At 39.3% G+C, this 12214-nt stretch carries 12 protein-coding genes; 7 read left to right on the top strand and 5 right to left on the bottom strand.

Annotated elements, in window-relative coordinates; translation table 11 throughout:
- Position 1 precedes the first annotated feature (1 nt).
- A complete protein-coding gene (locus tag RIB15_RS06870) occupies positions 2–994 on the bottom strand; it encodes a phospholipase D-like domain-containing protein (protein ID WP_350201411.1) in 993 nt (330 codons plus the stop codon).
- Positions 995–1016: 22 nt separating this feature from the next.
- Between RIB15_RS06870 and RIB15_RS06865 the strand changes: the two genes are divergently transcribed.
- A complete protein-coding gene (locus RIB15_RS06865; RefSeq protein ID WP_350201410.1) occupies positions 1017–2159 on the top strand; it encodes a glycosyltransferase family 4 protein in 1143 nt (380 codons plus the stop codon).
- A gap of 1 nt (position 2160) precedes the next feature.
- Positions 2161–2886: a phosphocholine cytidylyltransferase family protein gene (locus tag RIB15_RS06860; RefSeq protein WP_350201409.1), complete on the top strand. Its 726-nt coding sequence runs from the start codon at positions 2161–2163 to the stop codon at positions 2884–2886.
- Positions 2887–2915: 29 nt separating this feature from the next.
- Here RIB15_RS06860 and RIB15_RS06855 read toward each other — a convergent pair whose 3' ends face one another.
- The gene (locus RIB15_RS06855) at positions 2916–3446 is read right to left on the bottom strand and encodes a LicD family protein (RefSeq protein WP_350201408.1); all 531 of its coding nucleotides are present in this window, start codon (positions 3444–3446) and stop codon (positions 2916–2918) included.
- A gap of 92 nt (positions 3447–3538) precedes the next feature.
- Here RIB15_RS06855 and RIB15_RS06850 point away from each other — a divergent pair, with 92 nt between their 5' ends.
- From RIB15_RS06850 to RIB15_RS06840, 3 genes are read left to right on the top strand one after another with little or no spacing between them, the layout of a single operon-like run.
- Positions 3539–4435, top strand: a complete 897-nt coding sequence (locus RIB15_RS06850) for a stealth family protein (protein ID WP_350201407.1) — start codon at positions 3539–3541, stop codon at positions 4433–4435.
- Between the two features lie 3 nt (positions 4436–4438).
- Complete coding sequence (locus RIB15_RS06845) at positions 4439–6058, top strand: cyclic peptide export ABC transporter (RefSeq protein ID WP_350201406.1); 1620 nt, start codon at positions 4439–4441, stop codon at positions 6056–6058.
- Positions 6033–6788, top strand: coding sequence for a hypothetical protein (locus RIB15_RS06840; protein ID WP_350201405.1), 756 nt, complete (start codon positions 6033–6035; stop codon positions 6786–6788). The genes RIB15_RS06845 and RIB15_RS06840 overlap by 26 nt, the downstream gene beginning before the upstream one ends.
- On the opposite strand, the gene RIB15_RS06835 is transcribed toward RIB15_RS06840, so the two are convergent.
- Positions 6771–7559 carry a glycosyltransferase family 92 protein gene (locus RIB15_RS06835; protein WP_350201404.1) on the bottom strand — a complete coding sequence of 263 codons (789 nt, stop codon included), beginning with the start codon at positions 7557–7559 and terminating at the stop codon, positions 6771–6773. The two genes, RIB15_RS06840 and RIB15_RS06835, sit on opposite strands and share 18 nt — an antisense overlap.
- A 5-nt stretch (positions 7560–7564) precedes the next feature.
- Here RIB15_RS06835 and RIB15_RS06830 point away from each other — a divergent pair, with 5 nt between their 5' ends.
- Together RIB15_RS06830 and RIB15_RS06825 are read left to right on the top strand one after the other, a co-directional pair.
- On the top strand, positions 7565–8428 hold the full coding sequence (locus tag RIB15_RS06830) for a glycosyltransferase domain-containing protein (RefSeq protein ID WP_350201403.1): 864 nt from the start codon (positions 7565–7567) through the stop codon (positions 8426–8428).
- Between the two features lie 161 nt (positions 8429–8589).
- Positions 8590–9924, top strand: a complete 1335-nt coding sequence (locus RIB15_RS06825) for a capsule assembly Wzi family protein (protein ID WP_350201402.1) — start codon at positions 8590–8592, stop codon at positions 9922–9924.
- A gap of 5 nt (positions 9925–9929) precedes the next feature.
- Here the strand turns inward: RIB15_RS06825 and metK are convergent, their stop codons facing one another.
- Together metK and ruvB are read right to left on the bottom strand one after the other, a co-directional pair.
- Positions 9930–11054: a methionine adenosyltransferase gene (gene metK / locus RIB15_RS06820; protein WP_350201401.1), complete on the bottom strand. Its 1125-nt coding sequence runs from the start codon at positions 11052–11054 to the stop codon at positions 9930–9932.
- Positions 11055–11166: 112 nt separating this feature from the next.
- Entirely contained in the window at positions 11167–12183 is a 1017-nt protein-coding gene (gene ruvB / locus RIB15_RS06815) for a Holliday junction branch migration DNA helicase RuvB (protein ID WP_350201400.1), read from the bottom strand.
- Positions 12184–12214 lie beyond the last annotated feature (31 nt).

The raw sequence follows: 12214 nt of genomic DNA, 5'->3' as shown, positions 1-12214 counted from the left end.
GTTATTTATTGATTAATTGTGAGGAAAAAGCAGTTAGCTGTTTTATCAGATCAGAATTTTTATTCACCATTACAACTTCCTTTTCAAAAAAGTAACTGATCACATCAAAATTTGAAGACCCGTACACAGCTACTTCATCATCTAAAATAAGCATTTTTGCATGAACCATTTTACCTGATACATATTTAAAATTTATTTCAGAGTACCGCTTAAATCTATGTATATAATGCATTAAGGGTTTATTATTTGCCTTTGGAAGGATCACCATATTTTCAGAAACGGCGGCGATTGCATCAAGCATAGGGTAAGAAATGTAGGGTGAGAGGCCCACCACCTTACGGCTCGACTTAACACGCTCTAATAAATTTGAGTAAGCGGCCCTTGTCTTCCACCCGTTTAACACATAGAGCACTGTTTCCGGGCTAATTTCAGTAACCGGTGGAGGTGTGGTCTCATTCAAGTCTGCCAGAAAAGATTCCTGAAGAGCTGAAGCGATATCAGGGTTGGTATGGCGAATCATAATATCACTCCACTCAAAATTATGCTCCGTAAAATTCATCCCGCCCAGATATGATATCTCCTTATCTATGAGCACCATTTTTTTATGATTCCGGGCTGGATATCTGTGCATTAAAAACCCCATGGGACTGGTAAATTTTATGTGAATGCCAGCCTGCTCAGCTTTCTTTAAAAGTCCGTCTAAAGCCTCACGCTCTCTGCGGGCATTGTTTTTATTCAGCCAGCCCTGAGGTCCATTCAGAAATGTATCATTCACAACAAACCGCGAATAATCGTCAATTAATAAAGTGCGTTCCAGTGTTGGCTTGCTGACGAGCAATTCAATAAGTTTGGTACCAACCTGATCAGCCTCAAAACTCATGCATTGTATCGAAACGGAATGCCTGGCGTTTTGAACATCAGTGGTCAGCTGTTTAAAAAAATGATTGCTATCCATAAAAACCCGAGTTTCACCGATAGCATAATTAGTACTCATATATTATCGACGCTTTTTAAATATGAATATCATTCAGGTGTGCCCTTACGATTTATCAATTCCCGGAGGTGTTCAGACCCATGTTAAACAATTAAGTAACGAATTAGTCAGCAAAAATAACAAGGTAGTGGTTTTTGCGCCAAGTCCCAGCAAACCTGAAAACGAAAAAAGAATTAGTTGTGAAGTAAAACATATAACCAGCAGCACAAGAATTCCATGGTGGGGTACCTCAATCGATGTTTCGGTATTGAAACCGAATGAAAAAAGAACAATCAGGCAGTTTTTTGATGAATTTAAACCGGATGTAATCCACTTTCACACCATATGGAACCCGGTAATGCAAACTCAACTGCTTTGGATGTTGCCAAACTCTATAAAAAAAGTTGGCACCTTTCATGACACCCCACCAGACCGTGGGTTGGGCAAACATATAGGTGCAAACCTGATGAAGGTTGGGGCTAAATACTATCTCCCCAAAATGGATGAGATTATTTCTGTATCCGAAACACAGACAAAAGCCATGGGCGCTGACCCAAAAAATCTCCCAAAAAACTTCCGGATTCTACCTAATGGGATTGATACTGAGACCGTCAGAAAAATGGAAAAAACTTCAGCTCCGGATGATGAGTTCAGGATCATTTTTGTTGGTCGTTTTGAAAACAGAAAAGGTGTTTTTGAATTGCTTGAAATCTATCGCAGGCTGCAGAATGAACCGTTGGCTATAAAAATTTCCCTGAAGTTAGTTGGAAATGGCCCACAGCTTTCTGCGATGAAGAGCTTTGTAAATGAGCACGGACTGAAAAAAGTATCTTTTTATAACAATGCGAGTGACCATGCGAAAAACCGGCTACTGTTAGAATCAGACCTTATGATTGCCCCTGCCTTGTATGGGGAAAGCTTCGGAATTGTGCTTCTGGAGGCGATGGCACTTGGAGTAAGGGTTACCGGATACGGAAATGAAGGGTATCTGACCATTGGGAAAAAGTACGGGGAAGAAAACTTTCCTCCACCTGGTAACACGGATGAACTTTATAAACTGGTTAAACATCACATTGAAATGCCAGCCAAAGCCAAGAATAATTTAATTGAAAAGGGACTGGAAATTGCCGCACAACACGACTGGAAGCTGATCACCCGGGAAATCGAAAAAATTTATGCTCAATGATATGGAGATAAAAACAGCCATTATACTAGCCGCTGGCAAGGGAACCCGCCTCAGAAGCGTAACCGGGGATGAAATACCCAAACCGTTAACTCCATTAAATGGCCTGCCTATAATTGAATATTCGATTCAGGCTTTAAAAGATTCAGGTGTTGAGAGCATATTAATTGGCTGCGGACACCTGCTCGAAAGCTTCGATTACCTGGAGAAAAAGTATGAAGAAGTGACAATTATAGAGAATCCTTTTTATGACACCCGGGCCAGTATTTACACTTTTTTGATGTTTGAATCATTGGTGGATGAGCCGTTTTATTTATTGGAAGCAGATATTTTATATGATCCTGCTGTCTTCAATAAATACAAGCACACCGACAGAACAAAAAATTTCATTTTCACTTCTGCCCCGCTGAACCTGGATGATAATGTGTATTTCAGCTCGGAAAATGGACGGTTATCTCAACTCACTAAAAAAATTGATAACCAATCAAAACCAGAAGGCGCTATGACCGGCATCTGGGTGCTATCAGATGGGTTGATTCAGCGTTTCGCAGCATATTATAACCAAACAGGTGCAAACTACAGTGAGGATTATGAAATGATGCTGGCTAGATATTCCCGGGAAGAAGAGCCGATTAATATTGCACACTTTCCCGACCTGAATTGGTGTGAAATTGACAATGAAGATCACCTCGAATATGCATTAACGCAGGTATTGCCAAAAATCAGCTAAATAGAGGTTGCCGGGCTCTTAGGCGAAATCTAAGGCTTTTCCCAATATCCGGTTTCAGGATTTCTAACAGCGTCCTTATCCAAACAACCATAAATAGTTTTCAGGTATGCCTCTGTATTGTTAGGTATGCGTGTAGGCATTCCTCTAATCTCGAAGTCTTGGGTAGGATAAACCTGCCCTTTGGGAATAGGTACGTTATAGTTTTCCCAATCCGTTTTTTCATAGCTGTGTAGCTGCTCTTCCATCTCTTTATAAAAATAGATATCAGCATCAAACCCTTTGTAGCTCATATATAGTTTGGGGCCGTGATGACGGTTAGAAGTATCATGCAGAGTGAGTGTAACAGGTAACTTGTCTCGATTGTCCAAAATGTATTGATAATGCCTTTCGTGACAGCCGTAATCAATATCAATATCATGACCAATAATATCGCCCTCCCTTTGGAAGCCAAGCAGAGTGCCAAAATTAACCCAATAGTCCACTTCCAATTCTTTTAGAAACTGGTTTGAATGCTCAAATAACTCCCAGAGAATTTGCTGTTTTAAGTTCCCACGATTCATTCTTGTATGAATTATTCTTTGAGTATATTCCAACAGTCGCCGGAATTGGTAACTTATGGGGTTTAGCAAAAAGTCCTCCTTAAAATCACTGAATGAATTTTGATGTAGTTTATACATGGGTTAATGGGTCAGATCAAGAATACGTAAAGACCCGTGATGCTCATGCAAATATAAAAAAAGATACCAATCCTGAACGCTTTCGTGATGCCTTTCAAATGATCAGGTATAGCCTGCGGTCACTTGAAAAGTACTTCAATATATTTAACAAGGTATACATTTTAACAGCAAGACCACAGGTTCCTGACTGGTTGGATTTGAACAATGAGCGTATTGAATTAGTACATCATGATCAGGTAATTCCGGATAGATATCTCCCCACTTTTAACTCCAATGTCATAGAGAGTTTTCTTCACAAGATTCCTGGTTTAAGTACGAATTTTCTCTATATGAATGATGATTTTTTATTTGGAGCCCCTGTCAGCCTTCAGTCATTTTATAAAGACGATAAGTACCGTATTTTCAATACGCTCTTTGGTGAAAACCTGAGGTGGAGAATCTATGATGGATACCAAGACCTGATTGGACTTGGAATTATAGAACATCAGCCTATAATGATTAATAAGCATTACTGGGAAGAAGCTTATGCTCTATTTCCTGAAAAAACAAAGAAAACCCGGCAAAGTAAGTTTCGTGATGATCGCAACCTGTGTGCGTACAAATTATACCGGTATCATATGCTTGAAAACCATACGGGAGAATCCGACCCGGTCTGGATTACGGAATTAAATAAAATCTTCAGATTCCATAAATTGACTAACAACTTTAGCAAGCAACAGGCCTTTTTTGACGAAATGAAAAAGAACAGCCCTGAATTTTACTGTTTAAATGATGACCTGCGCGACAAACCAAATCCAAAGGTCGTCAAAATTATAAAAGAGTTTCTGGATCAGAAATATCCGAAACCTTCGTCTTTTGAGAAACAAGGGTAGCTCATGAAACTAATTGGTCTTTTAATAAGAGCATCAACCCCCCTCTTTTTGGTAGCTGCCATTTCAAGTTTGTTATCGGGTTTGTTTTCAACGCTTGTTATCAAAGAAATTCATTCTGTAATTAATGGCGAAAACTTATCCCTTGAGTCATTTATATGGGCTTTTACTAGTTACATCGTAGCTTTTCTGGTTTTTTCAATAATTGCTTCCATAAGTATTTCGCACCTCACAAAGAAGATAGTTCATAACCTGCGTGTTGACTTAACTAATAGTATTATTAAGGCCGATTACAGTCATCTGGAAAATTTAAAAGCTAAGTTACTCCCCGTTCTCACTGAAGATATTACAACCATTGGGGTGGTGATTGAGCGACTTCCCAGCGTGGCAAATGGTGTGGCTATGGTTTTAGGGCTCTTGATATATATGGTATGGCTTTCTCCACCACTTTCAGGGTTAACCCTCCTAGCGTTCATTCTGATAATAATCATCAACAAAATCACTCTGAGCTTTATAGCAAAATATTCTAAGCTATCAAGAGAATATACAAATCGTATCTATGAAGCATTTGAAGGCTTGGTTTATGGTCTGAAGTCTCTGAAAATAAATTCGAAATTCAGAGACTCTTACATTAACAGAAAGATTGTTCCCGGTAGCATCAGACAGATGAAGTATTACTTCTACCATAATGTTCTCAACGCTTTCACCAACCGAATGAATGATATTGTTTTATTCATCTTCCTTGGTGCTGTTATCATACTTATTGTAGTATTCGATTTTGTGACAATGGATTTCTTTAATAAATATCTGACGTTGATCTTATTCATGCTTGCACCACTTTCTACTATCAGTGGCTTTTTTAGCACTATGAAAAAAATAGAAGCCTCAGTATTACAAATAGACAAGCTTGGAATAGATGTAAGCAAGGAAGTTGAGTTGAAAGACATTAACTCGGTTGAGCCTCTTGAAGTAACAACTCTAAATGAGCCGAATATTAGACTTGAAAACCTGGTCTATGTGCATAGGGATGGAGAAAGTTCATTCCAAGTGGGGCCTTTAGATTTAACTATCGAAAAAGGAAAAATCACATTCATTACAGGAGGAAATGGTTCCGGAAAAACAACTCTGATTAAAGTGATTTGTGGCCTTTATCAGCCACATAAAGGAATGCTTTGTTATCGTGGGCTTCCTATAAAGGAACAAAATTTATCAGCTTACCGGGATTTATTTGGTGTGGTATTTACTGACAGTTTTGTATTTGATCACCTGGAACATATTCCCCCTGAAATCATTTATAAAAAGGCTCCCGAATATCTGGAATTACTGGAGTTAAGTGAGAAAGTATTCATAAGAGACGGAAATTTATCGTCAACAAATCTATCTGAAGGACAGAAAAAGCGTGTCGTTTTACTGAAGTCTTTACTGGAAGACAAAGAAATTTATGTGTTTGACGAATGGGCGGCTTATCAGGATCAAAAGTCTAAAGAACTATTTTTTCATACTATTTTACCCTATTTGAGAGATCAGGGGAAAACCGTGATCAATATTTCACACGACTCTGGTTTTGAAGCTGTTGCCGACAAAACAGTGCACCTGAGATATGGGAAAATCGACAATATCTCCTGAAATGATTTCATCAGATAACATCGCAATTATTATCTTTAACCACGCATTGAACGAAAAGGCCATTCAACTTAAACAAAGGCTCAAGGGAAAGGCAGATGTATTCTTATTTGACAGTGGTTCTCAGATCAGTAATGATGATATGCAGCATTTTGATGAAACCTTTGAGAATATCTACTATAATGGGCTTCTCAACGAGACAAATTCATTTCTGAAAAATAAAGGGTATGAAATAGGAGCCATCATCACCTCTGATGTGGAAATTTTCGATGTTGAGATCTTCTTGCAGAAAACTCGGGAGGCCTTTGAAAAGGATGCAGTCGGAGTTTATGCCCCTTCCGCTGAATATTCATACCACCGCCACATGAATTACAACAAAGGAAAGGGAATTCAACAGGTTTGTTTTACTGAAGGTTTTTGCTTTGCATTTCGATCTTCCATTCTAGACAAAATGTGCCCGATTGATATTGAACTGAATAAATTTGGATACGGCACAGATATCATTTTGGGATATCATGCTTTAAATCAGGGCTGCATTAGTGTGGTAGATTACACGCATTATGTTGATCATCCCTACGGTAGCGGGTACGATAAGCACGCAGCAGTAAAAGCTAAGCATGATTGGTTGGCCTCGCTTCCAAAGCCTCAACAACGGTTCTATAAAATCGCTACAAAATCAATCTTCAAAAATGCGTTTGGCGTATTTGTTCTAAACCTAATCTTCCGGAAGTAGTGGTAAGTGCCGAAGTATAGAGCGGTCTTGAACTTTATTTGTTCGGTCTGCTATTGCTTTAAAGTCATCTTCACTCACTTTACGCCCTCGACTTATATTTTGTCGGTTAAAATATTCGTGTTTAGATTTGGTGTAATAATGGTTTATTCGAAGTCCTTTTAGTGCGTCTGGTAAAATGGTTTTGCCTCCCGAAAACCAGCGATAAGACCATCTATGTGAAGAAGTATTAAATTCATTATCACTTAGAAAATCGGTATTAGCCATATCTTTATAATTTGAATGAGTTTCCTCACGTCGAGTATAATTCTCAAGGACTCCCCCAAGAGGTGTCTCAGTATGTCCACTATTTCCAAAATCAATTCGAGGTACCCGCACCTTTCGAACACCGCTTTTATTTAGCTGATCTAACCAAGACTTTATTGTGTAATCTTCATTAGCCATGAACAAAAACTCATCAAGGTCAATTTTTAATAACCAATCTGTTTCATGACGATAATTTTTGGCTGTGTGATTGTAGGCCATATGATTCTTATTCTTCTGCAAAAAGTTTGTGGGACCCTCAAACTTTGAGCTTATATTGGTCCAGTCATGAACCGTAATAATTCCTTTTTTTTCGTAAGGTTCAATAATACGCCATGATTCATCAGAACCACATTGATTAAAGAGGTAGAAATGATCTACCCCCACTTTGATATGATAATCCAACCATTCTTTTAAGTAAGGGTTTTCATTTTTAAAATTAGAAACAAACGATAGAAAATACTTCTTCAACTATAATGAAATTTGTTACGGTTGCTACTCATTCTACACCAGACTTTGAAATTTTCCAGAAGTCCGCATCACAGCACAAGATATCATTCGATATTCTTGGTTGGGGGAAAGAATATACCAGTCATAAGTGTAAGTCGATATGGTTAATTGAGTACCTAGATAATTTACCGGACGATGAAATCGTACTTTATACAGATGCATATGACGCTTTAATGCTCTGCCCTAAGGAAGAGATCATTGAAAAATATGATCAACTGGGTCATTCCGTTATTTATTCTGCAGAACAGAACATAAATATAGATGGGACTTTCTTAGAAAAGGTCGCAATATATCTTAGAGTAAGGAATAGGGAAAAACCTTACCGGTTTTTAAACGCAGGACAATGGATCGGTAGAGCAGGCACTGTAAGAAATATTATAAAAGAAACCCTGAGCTCAGATAAATTTGATAGTAAGAACAATAATGACCAAAGTTTATTGATAGAATACATGAGCTATTTCCCTGATGTGATTAAGCTGGATACTAAAAATATTATCTTTTCATGTACAGCCGGTAGAACGGGACTGGAAAAAGATGATTATAGCATTAAAAATGATCGTATCTTTAACAGCATTACTAAGACGACTCCATGTTCAATACATTTTGCAGCTAAAAATTTTGAGGGAGCAAACTGGATTATTTCACAGATCTCATATTTAAAAGGCAGCTCTTTTACGTCAAAGACCCCTAAATACAATTGGTACAAATTTAAGAATCGACTTATAGACCTGACATGTCAAGACAATTTCCTCTTTCATTTAGTAGTTCATTCTTTACTTATCTTAGCTTTAGTCCTCTCAGCAGGTTGCTTGCTTTTTTATTTATTGTAGCTTTTTCCAGTGGATATGCAAAAGCACAATACATTGTCTATGATCAGCAAGATATTATAGAAGCACGTTCATTGGATTGTATGGACGAGTATCTCAATGTCTTCCCTTCAATTCGTTGCAAAAAGGATATTGAAAGAACTTTTAACTTACAGCCTATATATATGAACACAGTTCATAATACCAAATATGCCAAAGCCATCAATGATGGACCCGCTTGGCAGGGAAGAGGCCTAAATACTACGATTGGATTCGGTTTTTCAGGGAAAATTGGTCGACTAACCTATGTGATCAACCCCATGGTTCAGTATGCACAAAACAAAGACTTTTATACTGGTGCAGACCTTACAAACAGCCCAGAATATCAATATCCATATTTTGGAAACTTTATTGACTATGTAATTCGATATGGGGACGAGCCCTATTTCAGGCTTTTTCCCGGTCAAAGTGAAATTAGCTTAGATTTAAAGCCAATAGAAGTAGCTTTATCTACTCAAAATATGATTTGGGGTCCTGGAATCTATAATCCAATTATCCTAAGCATGAATGCGCCAGGCATACCACACCTAAAAGTGGGAACTTCAGAGCCTTTAGAAACTTCAATAGGTAAATTAACTGCGAACATTTATTGGGGATTATTGGAAGAATCAGGTTATTTCAATAATGACCCTGATGATAATAGAAGATACTTCTCAGCAATAAACATAGGGTATCGGCCAAGTTTTTGGGAAGAAATGACAATCGGTATACATAGAACTTTTTATACACAAACCCAGTATGCCCAAGATTTCTTTTATGATGGTTTTATTACTTTTTCACAATTCTTTAGCGAAAGTAACGACCGACTCGTCAACGGTAAATTAACCAATGATTATTATGACCAAAACATTTCTATAACCTTCGATTGGAAAGATGATAATTCAGACTTCAACATATATGCGGAATGGCTAAGGGCTGATTTTGCTGGTGGTTTTGTTGCCTTGGTTGAACAATACGAACGACAAAGTGCATATATGTATGGTGTAGCTAACAACTTTTATATAGCCACAGATAGCTTTATACGCTTTAACTACGAACATGTATCATTAGCTAACTGGCATAGAGACAGTTTTGGTTTTTTTTGGCCACTATACTCACATGGAGTCAATATACAGGGGCACACCAATAATGGCCAAGTTCTAGGAGCTTTTGTTGGCCCGGGAGCACAAGCTGATATGCTGAATGTGGCCTATGTATGGGATAAGAATGTAATCACATTTGAGTACCAGCGCGCCCGATATAATGATGACTACTTCTATACTACCTTCACAAATATTAATGGCCCCACTCCCCAGGATATAGAACACCAACTTGGATTACGCTTTCAGAGTGAATTCAAAAAACTAGATTACAACATTGGGGCGTTTATTGCAGTACGTGATAATTATCTATTCCAAGATGAAACCGTATGGGTTAATTATCACTCAAATATCACCTTGCGATACAACTTTAAGAACTAATACCCTTACCCCAGCTTATCCACATAATCCAGCTTCTCCCATGGGAATTCCTCTCTTCCGAAGTGTCCGTAGGCGGCTGTTTTGCGATAAATCGGGCTTTTTAGGTTGAACCGCTTAATGATGCCCTGAGGGGTGCAATCAAAGGTCTTGGCTACTTTGTCAGCCAGTTCCACATCGGTCATTTTCCCGGTTCCATACGTGTGAACATTAATGGAAACCGGCTCAACCACGCCAATAGCATAGGCAAGCTGAACCAGACATTCTTCTGCCAGACCGGCTGCAACAATATTCTTGGCAATATGCCGGGAAGCATAAGCCGCACTTCGATCTACTTTGGAAGGATCTTTTCCTGAAAATGCACCGCCGCCATGAGCACCACGGCCACCATAGGTATCCACTATAATTTTACGTCCTGTAAGCCCGGTATCACCGTGCGGACCACCCACTACAAACTTGCCCGTTGGATTTACGTGGTAAATCGTCTCATCGTCTACCAGCTCAGCTGGGATTACATTTCCAATCAAATGTTTTTTAATATCGGTTTGAATCTGAGCCTGTTCGACGCCTTCATCATGCTGGGTTGAAAGAACAATCGTGTGAATACGCGCCGGTTTCCCATCGTCGCCATACTCAATAGTTACCTGACTTTTACTATCAGGTCCCAGGTATTCCATCTTATCCGTTTTCTTTCTTATTCTGGCCAGCTCTTTTAACAAGTTGTGAGAATATTGAAGGGGCATCGGCATAAACTCAGGGGTCTCCTTAGTCGCATATCCAAACATCATTCCCTGATCACCGGCACCATCCCGGTCAACTCCTTGTGCAATATCAGGGCTTTGGCTATGAATGGTGGAAAGCACTCCGCAGCTTTCTGAGTCAAATCGATATGTTGCTTTGGTATAACCAATTTCCCGAATGACATCCCTGACAATCTCCTGAACATCAATGTACGATTCGGTAGTAACCTCACCCGAAACAACAGCCAAACCAGTAGTCACAAGAGTTTCAACAGCTACACGGGACTCGGCATCATCGGTTAGGAGGGCATCTAAAATAGCATCTGAAATTTGATCAGCTACTTTATCCGGATGGCCTTCGGATACAGACTCAGAAGTAAAAAGATTTTTCATGCTTAAATAAATTCTTAGAAATAATAAGGTGCTTTCGGTTAGGAAATGTGACTCTGGGATTTTACCCGCCTCACAAAGGCTGCAAAGTTAAAAAGATTTGATGAGAAAAAAGCTATGAATTAAACAAATCCTTATCCGTCTTAGAAGGATCTACATTCAGATATTGATATGCCTTTTTCGTACAAATACGCCCTTTTGGTGTTCGCTGCAGAAAACCCTCTTTAATCAGGAAAGGTTCATAAACTTCTTCAATGGTGCCTTTATCTTCTCCCACAGCTACTCCCAAAGTGCTAAGTCCTACCGGACCTCCATCATAATTTTCGATAATTGCTTTGAGGATTCGAATATCCATTTCATCCAGGCCGTTGTTATCTACATCCAAAGCATTCAAGGCTTTGTCGGCTATTTTGTTGTCGATGGTGTCAAGATTTTCTACCTGGGCAAAGTCGCGCGTTCGCCGAAGCAGCTTATTCACGATTCGTGGGGTTCCGCGACTTCTTCGGGCAATTTCATGAGCCCCCGATTCGGTGATTCCCATTCCCATAATGTCCGCTGTTCTGAGGGCAATTCGCTGGAGTAGCTCTACATCATAATAGTCCAGCCGCATATCAATCCCGAAACGGGCACGAAGTGGAGCGGTCAATAGCCCCTTTCGCGTTGTGGCCCCAACAAGAGTAAAATGATTCAACTCGATCTGAATACTTCTAGCATTCGGACCAGAATCGATCACAATATCGAGTTTATAATCTTCCATTGCTGAATACAGATATTCCTCAATTACCGGATTCAGCCGGTGAATCTCATCAATAAAAAGAACATCTCCTTCTTCCAGATTGGTCAGCATACCCGCCAGGTCACCGGGTTTTTCAAGCACTGGCCCTGTTGTTGGACGAATCTTCACACCCATCTCATTTGCAATAATGTAGGATAATGTGGTTTTCCCCAATCCGGGAGGTCCGGAAAGAATCACATGATCAAGGGCATCGCCCCGCTGTTTGGCAGCTTTAATAAAAACTGACAAGTTAGAAATCGCCTTTTGCTGACCTATAAATTCCTGAAGCGAACCCGGGCGCACCGTCTGTTCAAATGCTTCTTCTTTTTCTTCAGGATTTAATAGCGGATTATTCACGTTGTAAGATTAGTCTAATTGTTAACGCTAA

The organism is Gracilimonas sp., from assembly GCF_040218225.1.
In the GTDB taxonomy this organism is placed as follows: Bacteria; Bacteroidota; Rhodothermia; order Balneolales; family Balneolaceae; genus Gracilimonas.
Note: the sequence above shows the minus strand (reverse complement) of the source record. Positions and strands in the feature narration are given on the sequence as shown.